At 62.9% G+C, this 16101-nt stretch carries 13 protein-coding genes; 8 read left to right on the top strand and 5 right to left on the bottom strand.

The window, feature by feature from the left end:
• Window positions 1-343 precede the first annotated feature (343 nt).
• From ABH945_RS12085 to ABH945_RS12070, 4 genes are all read right to left on the bottom strand, one after another.
• Window positions 344-1114, bottom strand: a complete 771-nt coding sequence (locus ABH945_RS12085; protein ID WP_429250671.1) for a PhaM family polyhydroxyalkanoate granule multifunctional regulatory protein — start codon at window positions 1112-1114, stop codon at window positions 344-346.
• A 142-nt stretch (window positions 1115-1256) separates the two neighbouring features.
• Window positions 1257-2168, bottom strand: a complete 912-nt coding sequence (locus tag ABH945_RS12080; protein WP_429250670.1) for an enoyl-CoA hydratase/isomerase family protein — start codon at window positions 2166-2168, stop codon at window positions 1257-1259.
• Between the two features lie 74 nt (window positions 2169-2242).
• Window positions 2243-3490, bottom strand: a complete 1248-nt coding sequence (locus ABH945_RS12075) for an ABC transporter substrate-binding protein (RefSeq protein WP_429250669.1) — start codon at window positions 3488-3490, stop codon at window positions 2243-2245.
• Window positions 3491-3799: 309 nt separating this feature from the next.
• The gene (locus ABH945_RS12070; RefSeq protein ID WP_074762836.1) at window positions 3800-4783 is read right to left on the bottom strand and encodes a fumarylacetoacetate hydrolase family protein; all 984 of its coding nucleotides are present in this window, start codon (window positions 4781-4783) and stop codon (window positions 3800-3802) included.
• A 145-nt stretch (window positions 4784-4928) separates the two neighbouring features.
• Between ABH945_RS12070 and ABH945_RS12065 the strand changes: the two genes are divergently transcribed.
• From ABH945_RS12065 to ABH945_RS12035, 7 genes are all read left to right on the top strand, one after another.
• Window positions 4929-5828 carry an IclR family transcriptional regulator gene (locus ABH945_RS12065; protein ID WP_074762835.1) on the top strand — a complete coding sequence of 300 codons (900 nt, stop codon included), beginning with the start codon at window positions 4929-4931 and terminating at the stop codon, window positions 5826-5828.
• A gap of 146 nt (window positions 5829-5974) precedes the next feature.
• Window positions 5975-7348: a DUF3108 domain-containing protein gene (locus ABH945_RS12060; RefSeq protein ID WP_429250668.1), complete on the top strand. Its 1374-nt coding sequence runs from the start codon at window positions 5975-5977 to the stop codon at window positions 7346-7348.
• Between the two features lie 190 nt (window positions 7349-7538).
• A complete protein-coding gene (locus tag ABH945_RS12055; protein WP_429250667.1) occupies window positions 7539-8327 on the top strand; it encodes an alpha/beta fold hydrolase in 789 nt (262 codons plus the stop codon).
• A 119-nt stretch (window positions 8328-8446) separates the two neighbouring features.
• Complete coding sequence (locus tag ABH945_RS12050; protein ID WP_074762832.1) at window positions 8447-8704, top strand: BTH_I0359 family protein; 258 nt, start codon at window positions 8447-8449, stop codon at window positions 8702-8704.
• Window positions 8705-8987: 283 nt separating this feature from the next.
• On the top strand, window positions 8988-10058 hold the full coding sequence (locus ABH945_RS12045) for a homocysteine S-methyltransferase family protein (RefSeq protein ID WP_429251086.1): 1071 nt from the start codon (window positions 8988-8990) through the stop codon (window positions 10056-10058).
• 162 nt (window positions 10059-10220) lie between these two features.
• Window positions 10221-12938, top strand: a complete 2718-nt coding sequence (metH, locus tag ABH945_RS12040; RefSeq protein WP_429250666.1) for a methionine synthase — start codon at window positions 10221-10223, stop codon at window positions 12936-12938.
• 155 nt (window positions 12939-13093) lie between these two features.
• Window positions 13094-13303, top strand: a complete 210-nt coding sequence (locus ABH945_RS12035; protein WP_074762829.1) for an acid-shock protein — start codon at window positions 13094-13096, stop codon at window positions 13301-13303.
• 125 nt (window positions 13304-13428) lie between these two features.
• Here ABH945_RS12035 and ABH945_RS12030 read toward each other — a convergent pair whose 3' ends face one another.
• On the bottom strand, window positions 13429-13755 hold the full coding sequence (locus tag ABH945_RS12030; protein ID WP_074762828.1) for a DUF1840 domain-containing protein: 327 nt from the start codon (window positions 13753-13755) through the stop codon (window positions 13429-13431).
• Window positions 13756-14271: 516 nt separating this feature from the next.
• On the opposite strand from ABH945_RS12030, the gene argS reads away from it, so the two are divergent.
• On the top strand, window positions 14272-16062 hold the full coding sequence (gene argS / locus ABH945_RS12025; RefSeq protein WP_074762827.1) for an arginine--tRNA ligase: 1791 nt from the start codon (window positions 14272-14274) through the stop codon (window positions 16060-16062).
• Window positions 16063-16101: the final 39 nt, after the last annotated feature.

Raw genomic sequence — 16101 nt, 5'->3', positions numbered from 1 at the left:
CCCTATGCCTGAGGTCGAGCCAGTCTGCGATGAAAACCGCACCGTCCAGCCCTGCGCCGGTGTTACCGGCGGCGAATGATACAGGGCGGCTGGATTGGTTCTTGTCAGCGCACGCCCAAAAGCCAAATAAAGCTTACACAATGATAGCACGCGGCCTTTACTGAACCCGCCCTATAGGAGCCGCCCGATTGACATTTCTCAATGAAGCGAGCAGTGGGCCAAGTGTCGCGGACAATTCACGGCAAAACCATGACAGACGGCGATTTTGTCGTTCTGTGTCACGTCGGCCCAACGGACTTTTCGCGCGTTGCATGGCTTGCCGAACCGCCTTTAATTCCTGCCCTTAAATAGACTTTTTCGCGGTTGACGCGCTAGCGCTACGTTTGGTCGATGAAGCCGCGCGTTTTGCCGTCGGCCGTTTGGCTGCGGGTTCCGCGTTTGCCGCCGGTTCGCCTGGCGGCTCCTCTGCCGCTCCGCCCGCTGCCGATGCGTTCGCCGCCGAGTCCGTTGCCGCGGCAGCCGCCGCAGCCGCCGCTGCGGGCTGCGCCACCGCGAACTGCGCGATCTGATTGAACTGCGATTGCAGCAGATTCCACCACGCAGACGCGTCGAATGGCGGCGTGGCGGGCGTTTCGTCCTCGTCGTTTTCGGTCGATTCAGATGCGGACGCGCTCTGCGCAGCAGTTTCAGCAGCAGGCGCCGCCGGATGCGGCCAGCCCGTGGCCGGCGCAGGACTCGGCGCATTGGCCGCAGCCGGTTGCGACATCGACGACTGCGCGAAAGCGCCAAACGCACGCAATGTGGCGAGCGTCGCGCGTTGCACTTCGAGCGCCTGGATCGCCGACTGCAACATGCTCAGATTCAGCTTGAGCCATTGCTCGACCGCGCGCATGTCGGTGATGCGCTTGTCGAGTTCCTCGACATTGGTGAGCGGCGCCATCATGTCCGACATCATCGACAGCGAGGGGCCGAGATTGCCGCCAGATTGCGCACCGGGAAAGGCCGAGCCGAACGGCGACATCCGCATCATGCCCCACATGCGTTCGAGCATTTCAGCGGGCGGAAAACCAGGAAAGCCGGGAAACGGCGGCGTGGAATTAGTCGTGTCGGTCATGCTTGTCGCCTCGCTGCATAAGGGGAAGGTGAGCGCCGTCCCGCGCGCGTCTGATTCAGGTTCGGGTTCTGCTCGATGTCGAGCCAGACCCGGCCTGGCTTCGATCTGGGTCCACTTCAATCATACCGTGCGACACGCGCGATCAGGACCGCTCGCCACTCGCCGAGTCGCCTGCGGACGGCGTTTGCGGCGCGTCGCGCCAAGGGTCGGCTACGCCGAAATCTGGTGCGCGACGTTCGCGCAGCGAGTTCACGCCTTCGCGAACGTCCGGGCCCGCAAAGCCCATGAATTCCAGCGCGAGCGAGGTATCGAACGCGGGGCCCGCCGAGCGCAGCCAGTTGTTCAGTGCGTATTTGGTCCAGCGAATCGCCGTTTGCGAGCCGTTGGCCAGCTTCTGCGCGACCTCGAATGCTTTGGGCAGCAAATCGTTTTCGTCGACGGCGAGCGACACGAGGCCGATACGCTCCGCCTCTTCGCCGCTCACCGGTTCGCACAGCAGCAGGTAGTACTTCGCTTTTGCCATGCCGCACAAAAGCGGCCAGACGATCGCCGCATGATCGCCGGCGGCCACGCCGAGCCGCGTATGACCGTCGATGATTCGCGCTGTCTTCGTTGCAATCGAGATGTCTGCAAGCAATCCGGCGACAAGCCCCGCGCCGACCGCCGGGCCGTGCATCGCCGAGACGATCGGTTTGCTGCAGTTGATCACGTTGTAGACCAGGTCGCGCGCCTCACGCCACACGCGGGCGCGCACGTCGAAATCGGTCGCCATGTCTTCGACCAGTTGCAGATCGCCACCCGCCGAAAAACCTTTACCTTCGCCACGAATGATCGCGACGCGCGTGTCGGGATCGCGGTCGATGTCGCGCCAGATTTCGGCGAGTTCGAAATGCATGCGCGCGTTGGCGGTGGCGAGGCCGCTTTTGTTCGCGCCCTCGCCGTTCATCACGACTTCGAGCACGCCGTGCGGATGCCGGTGCAACTGAAGCGATTGATAGCGCGCGTAATACGCGTCGTTGCCATGCTGCGCAGAAGAAGAGGGTGCGTGAGACATGATGAGCAATCCGTGTGTCGCTGAAACTGTTGAACCGGGGTCGAGAGCCGCGCGTTCGCGCTCGTTAAAGCTGATTAACGCGGCTGATAAACCCACTTCCCGTTGCTGATTTCGACCATCACGCGCGCCCGTTGATCGAGGCCGAGGTGATCGGTGGCGCTCATGTTGACGACGCCGTTGGTATCCGCGAGACCTTGGGTTGTTTCGAGCGCGTCGCGCAATGCGCGGCGAAACTCTGGCGTGCCGGGCGCGCCCGCTTTCGACGCAATCGGCACCGCATGATTGAGCAGCACGCCCGCGTCCCACGTGTAGGAACCGAACGCCGACACGCTGCCCGCTCCATGCTGCGCTTCGAAGCGCGCGATGTAGTCGAGCGCGAGCCGTTTCGCCGGATGATCCGCGGGCAATTGCGCGGCGACCAGCACCGGACTCGCGGGCAGGAACGTGCCGTTGCAATCAGCGCCGCATACGCGCAGGAAGTCGTTATTGCCGACGCCATGATTGTGATAGATCAAGCCCTTATAGCCACGCTCGCGAAGCGTCTTCGGCGGCAGCGCGGCGGGTGTGCCGGCCGCGCCGACCACCACCGCGTCGGGATGCGTCGCGAGAATCTTCAGAACCTGGCCGGTGACGCTCGGGTCCGTGCGATTGAAGCGCTCGCTCGCCACCATGTCGATGTGATGCAGTTTCGCAAACTTGGCGACCTCGGCGTAGAAGGTCTCGCCGAGCGCGTCGGCCTGGCCGATGAACGCGATGGTTTTGACGTTGTGCGTGCTCGCGTGTTCGGCGATCGCGGACGCCATCATCGCGTCGGTCTGCGGGGTCTTGAAAACCCAGTGACGTTTTGCATCCACCGGCTCGATGATTTTCGCGGACGACGCCAGCGAGATCATCGGCGTCTCACCTTCGGCTACCACGTCGATCATCGCCAGCGAATTCGGCGTGATCGACGAACCGATGATCGCGTCGACGTGATTTTCGGAGATCAGCTTCTTGGTGTCCTGCACGGCTTGCGTGGTGTCGGACGCGTCGTCGAGCACGATGTATTCGACCGTCTGGCCGCCGATCTGTTTGGGCAGCAGCGCGACTGTGTCGCGAGCGGGAATGCCGAGCGACGCAGCGGGTCCGGTCAACGAGAGCACGAGGCCGATCTTGACCTGGGCAAGTGCGACAGCGGGTAATGCGCCAGCCAGAGCGCCCGCGAGCGAAATGCCCAACGCGGCGGCACGTTTTGCGAACCGGGCGTCCGATGCGCTTTGCTTCACATGCGACGCGCGAGCGCGCCGCTTTCCCGGTTCGGTGGATCGTTCAAATCGCGGCATGCCTGTCTCCTCACGTCGGTTTTTCGTTTTGATCTGCTGCCGATACGCTGCTTGAGCATTGCTTGTTGTGTGGCCGTGGTTCAGGCCATGTTTCTCTTGCCCGGCCCCTGCGTGATTTACAGGCTTCACTGCGTGAGGCCGGGTCTTACGCGCAAGCTCAGCGCAGGCCTCCAATCACCCCTCTATCGCGCTGCGCCAGTCAGTGTAGCGGCGCGCAATGCCAACGGCATCGGGCGAAACCCTTCGCTTCTGCCGGCTTCGGCACATACGGGCGCAGTCTCATGCCGCGCTCCGCACGTCCCTGATGCTTCAATCCAGCGGCGCGATGCTCTGATCGATCGAACCGAAAATCGATTTGCCCGCTTCGTCGAACATTTCGATCTTCACCGTATCGCCGAACTTCATGAACTCGGTTTGCGGCGCACCGTGCTCGATGGTTTCGAGGCAGCGCTTCTCGGCGATACAGCAGTAGCCGCGTTTCGCGTCCTTGTTCGACACCGTGCCCGAGCCGACGATCGCGCCCGTGCGCAGGTTGCGCGTTTTCGCGGCGTGCGAGATCAGTTGGCCGAAGTGAAACACCATGTCGGTGCCGGCATCCGGCTGGCCGACTTTCTTGTTGTTCCAATGCACGATCATCGGACGATGCACGCGGCCTTCGCGCCAGTGTTCGCCGAGTTCATCGGGCGTCACCGCGACCGGCGCAAACGACGTGGCCGGCTTGCTCTGGAAAAAGCCGAAGCCCTTCGCGAGTTCGGCGGGAATCAGATTGCGCAGCGACACGTCGTTGCACAGCGTGATCAGGCGCACGCTTCTCAGCGCCTGGTCGGGCGTCGCGCCCATCGCCACGTCGCCGGTGATCACGGCGACTTCCGCTTCGAAGTCGATACCGAACGCTTCGGATGCGCACAGCACGTCGTCTTTCGGTCCGATGAAGTCGTCGCTGCCGCCCTGGTACATCAGCGGATCGGTCCAGAACTCGGGCGGCATTTCCGCGCCGCGCGCACGTCGCACGAGTTCCACATGATTCACGTACGACGAGCCGTCGGCCCACTGGAATGCGCGCGGCAACGGCGCCATGCACTCCCGCGCGTCGAACGCGAAGGTGTTGCGCGCGCGGCCCTGGTTGAGCGCGTCGTACAGGTCGTGCAGTTGCGGCGCGTAGAAGGCCCAGTCGTCGAGCACGCGCTGCATGGTGGGCGCGATCGCGTCGGCGATGGCCGCGGTATGCAGGTCGCGGGACACGACGATCAGTTGGCCGTCGCGCGTGCCGTCCTTCAGCGTGGCAAGTTTCATAGGGGAGTGAACCGTGTTAGTGACGATGGAGGGAATCTATTCTACGATGGTGAATCGGCGCGGCCCAAGTGGGTGAGGGTTTTCGGCGGGCGCGTCGTCATTCACTTCTTTCACTGCTTCTGAACGCGCTTGCTGCGCCTCGCTCATGCCTCCAACTGCCCGCTCCGGCGCGATCCGTACCGATACCGACTCCGCTGAACCGCTCGACGCCCCCGAAGCCGACGACGACAGCGCCGACTCCGGCGAAGAGAAGTTGCGTTCGGGCATTCAGTCGATCGAGGTCGGGTTCAGGTTGCTCGACGTGCTGACCCACGAACCTCGCGCGATGATGCTGCGCGATCTCGCGCAGCGCGCGGGGATGAGTCCGGCGAAGGCGCACCGTTATCTGGTGAGCTTTCTGCGGCTTGGCGTCGTGTCGCAAGATCCGCTGTCGGGCCGCTATGAACTCGGCGGCTTTGCGCTGCAATTGGGACTCGCGCGGCTCGCACGCGTCGACGGCGTGAAACTCGCGCGCATCGCGCTTGCCGAATTGCGCGACCGGCTCGATCTCACCGTGGGAATCGCGGTATGGGGCAATCAGGGGCCGACCATGGTCCACTGGATGGAGTCGAGTCATCCCGCGAAGGCGTCGCTGAAACTCGGCGATGTGATGCCGCTGCTCAGCTCCGCGACCGGCCTGCTGTTCGCCGCGTATTTGCCCGCAAGCAAGACGGCCGCGATGCTCGAACGTGAACTGACGGATTCACGCCGGTCGGCGCATATGAACGGACCACGCACGCATGATGAGGTCGGCAAAGTGCTGGCCCAGGTGCGCGAGCACGAAGCGGCGCGCGTCGAAGGTATGTTGCTGCCGACCATTCACGCGTTCTGCATGCCCGTGTTCGATTCGACGGGCGAGCTTGCGATGGGTCTCGTCGCGCTGGGACACGAAGGCGCATTCGATATTCGCTGGGGCGGTGAGATCGATCTGGCTTTGCGGGAATGCGCGCAAAAGCTGTCGTACGAGCTGGGGTATAGTGCGACGCCCCGCTGCGAAGACAGGTGATGTAAGGCTTTTGAGGCCGGGGATCGCCGGAGTTCGAGGAACATCGTTTGCGGCGTGACGGTCGAACCGGTTCGTTTGATCGCTTGTCGTGCTTCTCGTATTCGCTCCCGTCCAGACCACGTTCTCCAATACACATTCACTCGCCGATGGCCGCAGCCTCCGCCCCCCGCCGCTCCCGCTCCGATAGCCCGCCGCCCGGCGAGTCAGGGCGCGGTTCGCGCGCGTGGCGTTGGGCCGCTGTGCTGGCGACCGTGGTCGTCGTGCACTGGATCGCCGCACAATGGTTCGAGCACAATCGGGCGTCGCTTAATCCGCCGGATAACGAGCGCGTGCCGGTGCAGGTCAAACTGCTGACACCCGAGCGTGTCGAAAGCAAACCCGCCGCCGCTGTGCAACCGGCGCCGGCTCCTGCGCCTGCGCGCAAAGCGGCTACAAGTCCGCCGCGCGAGCATGTACTGACCGCGCTTCAGCCTGCACACGAGGAAAAGCAGGCGCAGCCGCCAACGGCGGCATCCGACGTCGCAGCCAGTGCTGCGGGAACGGCCAACACCGCTAACCCGGGCGCCAACGCCAGTGCGGGAGCCGCAAGCGCGCCTGTTGCGGCTAGCGCGCCTCAGGCGTCGTCCGGCGTGAAGTTTTCCGTTCCGCCATCGGCTGAAATGCAGTACGACACGTTTTACAACGGCGTGCGCAATGCGCCCGGTACGATCCACTGGACCAGCAACGCGAAAGGCTACGAAATGATCGTGTCCGTGCCGCTGCCTTTCGTCGGTCCATTCGTCTACTCGAGCCGCGGCCGTATTGATGCCTTCGGCCTCGCGCCGGACCAGTACAGCGAGAAACGCGGTCGTCGCGCGGAAGACATCGCGATCTTCAATCGCACGGACAAGAAAATCGGCTTTACGCGGACCCCGGACACGCTGCCGCTGCCCGACGGCGCGCAAGACCGCTTCAGCATGGTGATGCAGCTCGCGAGCCTGGTGCGCGGCGATCCGTCCGCGTACAAACCGGGCGTGACGCGACAGTTCTTCGTGGTCGACAACAATAGCGGCGAAAACTGGCCGGTCGAGACGATTGGCGACGAAACCATCCGCACCGACCAGGGCTATCTGGAAACGCGTCATTTCAAACGCCTGCCCCGGCATGACGGCGACCTGCGACGCATCGACGTGTGGCTTGCACCATCGCTCGGCTGGCTGCCCGCGCGCATCGTTCAAACGGAACCGAATGGCACGCAGTTCGAACTGGTATGGCGCGGCAAATTGAACATCGACGAGACGGGTTCGCCCGATGGCCGTGCTGGTGCTGGTGCTGGTGCTGGTGCTGGTGCTGCTGCCGGTGCCGGTGCCGGTGCCAATGACAACGGCAATGAAGGGGCAAATGAAACCGGCAAGGACGCCGCATCCGCCATGCCGGCGGATTCTGCCGGCATGTCACCTGCCACTCCCCAGGCTGCTACGGTCGATGCGGCCCCTGCGGCCGCCCCCGCTCCAACCGACTCCGGCAACCCCAAGCCTTAGCGTCTGCAGAATCCGAATAAGGCCTCTGAAGATCGCCGAAACTTCCGCGACGCTCACGACTCGCACGTCTGTTGCAACCGTTCGCGCAAATGCTGCGTATATCAATCAGCCTTGTGATGATATGAAGGCGGATCACGAGATGCAGCGCGCGCAAACGGATCTTCCACTGCGATCCCTTCAAGGAGCCCGCATGCAAGTGAACATCGACGGCATCGAAACGCGCTACGTGTTGAGCAACGAGGGCGGCGGCCCCTGGCTGACGTTCATCCATCAACTCGGCGGCGATTTATCCGTATGGGATCAACTCGCCGGCTATTTCCGCGACGATTACACCGTGCTGCGTTACGACGTGCGCGGTCATGGCCAGACGGCGGCTTCGGCCAAACCGTTCAGTGTCGGCGATCTGTCAAACGATCTCGCCGCGCTGCTCGACGCACTCGGCGCACCCACGACGCATCTTGTCGGCATGTCGATGGGCGGCATGATCGCGCAGCAATTCGCCCTGGACCACCCGCAGCGAGTCGACACGTTGACGATCGCCGACAGCACGCCAGGCACCGCCCCCGAAGGCCGCAGCACGTGGGATCAACGCGCGCATGCCGCACGTTCGGACGGAATGGCAGCGCTTACACCGAGCACGTTGAGCCGCTGGCTGACGCCCGGTTTCCAGGCTGCGCATCCCGAAGCTGTCGAGCCAATTCGTGAAGTATTGGTGCAGACGTTGCCAGAAGGATACGCAATGGCGTGCGAAGCCCTGCGCGAATTCGATGTACGCAGTAAGCTGGGAAACATTCGTTGCCCAACCCTGACCGTGGCAGGGCGCCACGACTCGGGCACACCACCTGCTACCACGCAGGCAATAGCAGACGCCATCGAAGGCGCACAGTTCGAACTTCTCGATGCTGCCCATCTTGCCCCCATCGAGCAATCTCACCGTTTTGCTGCACTGCTTGAAACGTTTCTTGAAAGGCCGGTCTAACCGGTAGGTTCGGAAGCTTCACAAGCGTCATCCCCGGACCCACCCCTTGAATTCCACACCACACGCTCCATTTATGGTGCAGGAACGGCCAGGAGCCAACGGAAATAAGGAGTGTCGCCATGCAAATGATCTACAACAGCCCCAATTATTGTGTCGTAGAGTTTCCGCCGCAGGAAGGTCTGCTGGCGATGAAGTCGGGTGGGTATGAGATCGTGGACAAGAATATGCAGCGCGAAATCTACATCGACGGTGCGATGGCGGCACGTTTTCGCGAGCATGTGCAAAAGCTGATCGAAGAGGAACCGTCGCTGGATGAAGTAGACGAGTTTCTCGGCCAGTTCGACAGCCTGATGCATCAACCAGTGATCCTTCACTGATCTCAGGGTTCGGCTTAACGTTTTTGGCGACACCTATCGACCGCGCCGTCCGGCATAACCGGCGGCCTTTATAAGGCGGTCAGCAGGAATCGAACGGCTCAGCAGGCTTCCCGCCTGCCGGGCCGTTTTCTTTTCGGCGGCCGTTTCGCGTCGTTCAAGCCGGATCAGGCGAAGCCGGCGTCGAGAGTCCCTGAAGCACGGCCCGCCCGCGCCGGGCGAATCGTCCCGGCAACGGCTACAATGACAGGTTTCCTGAAAAAGCCGGCGCAAGCCCTTGTCCGCCATGACCCAGCCCGCTCAAACCGCCAAGCCAGTCCGCTCCGAAGCCGCCTACACTCGCGGCGCGGCGCTTCCCGCGCTGCTCAAGTCGCGCATCCTGATCCTGGACGGCGCGATGGGCACGATGATCCAGCGCTACAAGCTCGACGAAGCGCGTTATCGCGGCGAGCGGTTCAAGGACTACGGGCGCGACATCAAAGGCAACAACGAGTTGCTGTCGATCACCCAGCCGCAGATCATCGCCGAGATTCACGAGCAATATCTCGCAGCGGGCGCGGACATCATCGAAACGAATACGTTTGGCGCGACTACGGTCGCCCAGGCCGACTACGGAATGGAAGCGCTTGCAGTCGAGATGAATCTCGAATCGGCAAAGCTCGCGCGCGCCGCCTGCGACAAGTATTCGACGCCGACCAAGCCGCGCTTCGTCGCGGGCGCGATCGGACCGACGCCGAAAACCGCAAGCATCTCGCCGGACGTCAACGATCCGGGCGCGCGTAACGTCACGTTCGACGAACTGCGCGCCGCCTACTACGAGCAGGCCAAAGCGCTGCTCGACGGCGGCTGCGACCTGTTCCTCGTCGAAACGATTTTCGACACGCTCAATGCAAAAGCCGCGCTGTTCGCACTGGACGAATTGTTCGAAGACACCGGCGAGCGTCTGCCTATCATGATCTCGGGCACCGTCACCGACGCGTCGGGCCGCATTCTGTCGGGTCAGACCGTCGAGGCGTTCTGGAACTCGCTGCGTCACGCGAAACCGCTCACGTTCGGCCTGAACTGCGCGCTGGGCGCGGCGCTGATGCGCCCGTACGTCGCCGAACTGGCAAAGCTGTGCGACACCTACGTGTCGTGCTATCCGAACGCCGGTTTGCCGAATCCGATGAGCGATACGGGCTTCGACGAATTGCCGGCCGATACGTCGGGCTTGCTGAAGGAGTTCGCGCAAGCCGGTCTGGTCAATATCGCCGGCGGTTGCTGCGGTACGACGCCGGAGCATATCGAGGCAATCGCCAAGGCGCTGGCCGACATCAAGCCGCGCCAGTGGCCGACCCAGTATCGCGACGCGGCCTGATCAACGACACGGCACGAGGTCGCGCTCACGCGTGCCTCCAGCCGTGTCGAGGCAACAGCAACAGCAACAGCAACAACCGCAGCAGAAGCAGCCGCACCAGCAGCAAACAAAGATGCATCCCCGCTGCACCTAAAACGCAAGCCATCGATTCGCATATACGCCATGACCGATCACACCATGCGCCTTTCCGGCCTCGAGCCGTTCAACGTCACGTCCGGGACGCTCTTCATCAACGTCGGTGAACGCACCAACGTGACCGGCTCGAAAGCGTTCGCGCGAATGATCCTGAACGACCAGTTCGACGACGCGATCGCGGTCGCACGCCAGCAGGTCGAAAACGGCGCGCAGGTGATCGACGTCAACATGGACGAGGCGATGCTCGATTCGAAAGCGGCGATGGTGCGCTTCATGAATCTGATCGCGTCGGAGCCGGACATCGCGCGCGTGCCGATCATGATCGACTCGTCGAAGTGGGAAGTGATCGAAGCGGGTCTGAAGTGCGTGCAAGGCAAGGCGATCGTCAACTCGATCTCGCTGAAGGAAGGCGAAGAAGCGTTCCGTCATCACGCGAACCTGATTCGCCGTTACGGCGCGGCTGCCGTGGTCATGGCGTTCGACGAACAAGGCCAGGCCGACACTTTCGAGCGCAAGACGCAGATCTGCAAACGCTCGTATGACTTCCTCGTGAACGAAGTGGGCTTCCCGCCGGAAGACATCGTGTTCGACCCGAACATCTTCGCGGTCGCCACGGGTATCGAGGAGCACAACAACTACGCGGTCGACTTCATCGAAGCCACCCGCTGGATCAAGCAGAACCTGCCGTACGCGAAGGTGAGCGGCGGCGTGTCGAACGTGTCGTTCTCGTTCCGCGGTAACGACCCGGTGCGCGAGGCGATCCACACCGTGTTCCTGTACTACGCGATCCAGGCGGGCATGGACATGGGCATCGTCAACGCGGGCCAGCTCGGTGTGTATGCCGAGCTCGACCCGGAGTTGCGCGACCGCGTCGAAGACGTGGTGCTGAACCGTCGCGACGACGCGACCGACCGCCTGCTCGAGATCGCCGACAAGTTCAAAACCGGCGCGGCGAAGAAGGAAGAGAATCTCGAGTGGCGCAACCAGCCGGTCGAAAAGCGTCTCGCGCACGCGCTCGTGTCGGGCATCACGACCTTCATCGTCGAAGACACCGAAGAAGTGCGCGCGAGGATCGCGGCCGAAGGTGGCCGTCCGATCAACGTGATCGAAGGTCCGCTGATGGACGGCATGAACGTGGTCGGCGATCTGTTCGGTCAGGGCAAGATGTTCCTGCCGCAGGTGGTGAAATCGGCGCGCGTGATGAAGCAGGCCGTCGCGCATCTGATTCCGTTCATCGAAGAAGAAAAGAAGCTGATGGCCGAAGCCGGCGCGGACGTGCGCGCGAAGGGCAAGATCGTCATCGCGACCGTCAAGGGCGACGTGCACGATATCGGCAAGAACATCGTTTCGGTGGTGCTTCAGTGCAATAACTTCGAAGTCGTCAACATGGGCGTGATGGTCTCGTGCAACGACATTCTCGCGAAGGCGAAGGTCGAAGGCGCGGACATCATCGGGCTGTCGGGCCTGATCACGCCGAGTCTCGAAGAGATGGCCTACGTCGCGTCGGAAATGCAGCGCGACGACTATTTCCGCGTCAAGAAAATCCCGCTGCTGATCGGCGGCGCAACGACCTCGCGCGTGCACACCGCCGTGAAGATCGCGCCGCATTACGAAGGACCGGTGGTGTACGTGCCGGACGCGTCGCGTTCGGTGTCGGTGGCGTCGAGCCTGCTGTCCGACGAAGGCGCGGCGAAATATGTCGACGACCTCAAGGCCGACTACGACCGCATCCGCGATCAGCACGCGAACAAGAAAGCGCAGCCGATGGTCACGCTCGCCGAGGCGCGCGCGAACAAGACCAAGGTCGACTGGTCGGGCTACCAGCCGGTCAAGCCGAAGTTCATCGGCCGGCGCGTGTTCAAGAACTATGACCTGAGCGACCTCGCAAACTATATCGACTGGGGTCCGTTCTTCCAGACGTGGGACCTGGCGGGCCCGTATCCGGCCATCCTGAACGACGAGATCGTCGGCGAATCGGCGCGTCGCGTGTTTTCGGACGGCAAGTCGATGCTCGCGCGGCTGATCCAGGGCCGCTGGCTGCAGGCCAACGGCGTGATCGCGCTGCTGCCCGCCAACACGGTGAACGACGACGACATCGAAATCTACACAGACGAATCGCGCACCGAAGTCGCGCTCACGTGGCGCAATCTGCGTCAGCAAAGCGTGCGGCCGGTGGTGGACGGCGTGATGCGGCCGAACCGGTCGCTCGCCGACTTCATCGCGCCGAAGGAATCGGGCGTAGCCGACTACATCGGCATGTTCGCGGTCACGGCAGGTCTGGGTGTCGACGTGAAGGAAAAGCAGTTCGAAAAGGACCACGACGACTACAGCGCGATCATGCTGAAAGCGCTCGCCGACCGTTTCGCGGAAGCCTTCGCCGAAGCGATGCACGCTCGCGTGCGGCGCGACCTGTGGGGCTATGCGAACGCTGAAAACCTGTCCAACGACGACCTCATCGCCGAGAAATATCACGGCATCCGCCCGGCACCGGGGTATCCGGCGTGCCCGGACCATCTGGTCAAGCGCGACATGTTCGACGTGCTGCAAGCCACCGAAATCGGCATGAGCGTGACCGAATCGCTGGCGATGCTGCCGGCGGCCAGCGTGTCGGGCTTCTATCTGGCGCATCCGGACAGCACGTATTTCTCGGTCGGCAAGATCGGCCAGGATCAGGTCGAAGACTTTGCACAGCGCATGTCGCTGTCGAAAGCGGACGCCGAACGGGCGTTGGCGCCTTTGCTGTAAGCCTTGTGGCGGGAAACCCACTATATCGGGTCTGAAAGACTGAATATTTGCGGCAGCGTAATTTTCGTCTTTGTAGACTGAACCGGTTTTATCCCGCCAGGCGCGAGCACAACGCGTCGGCTTATTAATTTGCAATCGTCAACGGAGAAAATCGTATGAAGAAGCTGACGCTGTTATTGACTGCTGTTTCACTGGCCTTGGGCACCTCGGTCGCGCTAGCCCAGCCGGCCGCTCCGGGCGCCGCGAGCGCGGTCAGTTCGTATTCGCCGCCGACCGTGAAACACGTCAAGAAGCCGAAAAAGAAGAAAGTGAAGAAAGGCGCGTCGGCTCCCGCCGCCGCTCCGGCAGACGCCGCCAGCCAGTAAGCCGCGCAGCAAGGTCCGCCGGATGCGGACCTTCGAATGACAAAGAGCCCGCGTTCAGCGGGCTCTTTTTATTGGTGCAGCGGGGAGGCGCTTCGGCAAGCCCCGCGATCAGGCATTACGCCCGATCACAAACCCCAGACGATATCCGCGTTTTCCTTCTGCGCGGCCCGCAGCATGTCGAGAAACGGATACGCGCGCTGCGCAAGCCCCGGCGGAATCTCGTGATGCTCGTGGCCCTCTTCGCCTTCGTGGAAATGGCCGTCGTGCTCGGCGCGTTCCTGCTTGTCGAAGGTGATGGCAGCTTCGAGTTTGGTGATGGCTTCGCCCGCTTCGTCGTGAGTAATGACGCCGCGTTCTCCAAGGCGTTTGCCGACAATGCCGACCAGATACTGTGCCAGATTCTCAAGCATCATCACGTCTGGGCAAGCGCGGCATTTGAAAGTAATCAGCATGACTGTTCCCTTTTCGTTATGTCGGATCTGACGCGCGGGCGGCTAAAAAGCGGCTGCCGGCGCGCACTACGTTGACTCGCCAGACAGGTTTGGCGGCCACGGCCCTTGCTGGGCATCTCATTGAACATATTAGCACCTGCTAAAATCCGTCTGAACGGAAAAGCGCGCTGCAACGCACCGCGCGGGGCGAAGCGCAGAAGTGCGTGGCTGGACGACTCGACTACAGGCATCGTGGCCGAGTCTGCCCGGATGCTGCCTGAGGGCTAACTGCAGCAGCCAACGCCATCGCACTTTGCCCTGCCTCGCTCGATGCATCGCCTGACCGCGTTGCAGGCGACGTGCCTGACGGACCGGCCCGGTTGCTCTGAGCGCCGAGGGCGGCCAGATTGAGCCGCGACAAATGCAACGCCGCTTTCCACGCTTCTGACGAACCGGCCGTGCCCGACGCTAAACGCCCGACGCACGGCCGCCGCCTCTCCCGCATCACCGGATTGCCTCACTGGACTCGCAACAAGCATGCTGCCCGCACATAAACATACCCTCGAAACACTGCTCGCCGACACGGTGAAGCAGGTCGCAGAAGCCACGCAAGGCGCGACCGAAGCCGCTTTTGTGTCGCCCACCATCACGCTCGAACGACCCAAGGTCGCCGCGCACGGCGACGTCGCGTGCAATGTGGCGATGCAGCTCGCCAAACCGCTGCGCGCGAATCCGCGTCAGCTGGCCCAGCAGATCGTCGACGCGCTGCTCGCGCAGCCGCAGGCCAAAGGCCTGATCGACGCGGCTGAAGTGGCTGGCCCCGGCTTCATCAACCTGCGCCTCGCCGCCGCCGCCAAGCAGGCAGTGATCGCCGCCGTGTTCGCCGAGCAGGACAAGTTCGGCCGCTCGCAGCGCGACGCCGGCAAACATGTGCTGATCGAATTCGTGTCGGCGAACCCGACCGGTCCGCTGCACGTCGGCCATGGCCGCCAGGCCGCACTCGGCGACGCGCTCGCCAACGTGCTGACCTCGCAAGGCTGGGACGTGCATCGCGAGTTCTACTACAACGACGCCGGCGTGCAGATTCACACGCTCGCGCAGTCCACTCAGGCGCGCGCCCGTGGCCTCGCCCCCGGTGACGAAGGCTGGCCGGCGTCGGCATACAACGGTGAGTACATCGCCGACATCGCGAAGGACTATCTGGACGGCGCGACCGTGGCCGCAAGCGACGGCGAGCCCGTCACCGGTGCGCGCGATGTCGAGAATCTCGAAGCGATCCGCCGCTTCGCCGTGGCGTATCTGCGCCGCGAACAGGATATGGACTTGCAGGCGTTCGGCGTGAAGTTCGACCAGTACTATCTGGAGTCGTCGCTGTACACCGAAGGCCGCGTCGAGAAAACCGTCAACGCGCTGGTCGCCGCGGGCAAGACCTACGAACAGGACGACGCCCTCTGGCTGCGCACCACCGACGACGGCGACGACAAAGACCGCGTGATGCGCAAGAAAGACGGCACCTACACGTACTTCGTGCCGGACGTCGCGTATCACGTCGCCAAGTGGGAACGCGGCTTCACCAAGGTCATCAACATTCAGGGCTCGGACCACCACGGCACGATCGCGCGCGTGCGCGCCGGCCTGCAAGGTCTCGGCATCGGCATTCCGAAGGGCTATCCTGACTACATCCTGCACAAGATGGTCACGGTCATGCGTAACGGCGAAGAGGTGAAAATCTCCAAGCGCGCGGGCAGCTACGTGACGGTGCGCGATCTGATCGAATGGTCGGGCGGCGCAACGCCGGGGCAGGAAGCAGCGGTCGATCTGATCGACGAAGAAACCATTCGCCGCGGCCGTGACGCGGTGCGCTTCTTCCTGATCTCGCGCAAGGCGGATACGGAATTCGTGTTCGACATCGACCTCGCGCTGAAGCAGAACGACGAAAATCCGGTCCATTACGTGCAATACGCACACGCGCGCATCTGCTCGGTGATCGCCGAATGCAAGGCACGCTACAGCACGGACGAAAGCACGCTCGCGAGCGTGGACGTGTCGCCGCTCACCAGCGAACGCGCGATGGCTCTGCTGAACAAGCTCGCCGAATTCCCGGACATGCTGCAACATGCTGCCGACGAACTCGCGCCGCACGCGGTCGCGTTCTATCTGCGCGACCTCGCCGGGGAATTCCACTCGTTCTACAATGACCGGGCCGAGCGCGTGCTGGTCGACGATGCAGCCGAGCGCAATGCACGCGTGGCGCTGCTCGCGGCCACGCGTCAGGTGCTGGCCAACGGTCTCGCGACGATCGGCGTCTCCGCTCCCGCCAAGATGTAAGTCCTCCGGCGCAACATGCATGCGGCCGTCGCTATAATC

This window comes from Paraburkholderia sp. GAS333, from assembly GCF_050435665.1.
Classification (GTDB): Bacteria; Pseudomonadota; Gammaproteobacteria; order Burkholderiales; family Burkholderiaceae; genus Paraburkholderia; species Paraburkholderia fungorum_A.
The sequence above is the reverse complement of the archived record's forward strand: the minus strand, read 5'-3'. Positions and strand labels throughout refer to the sequence as shown.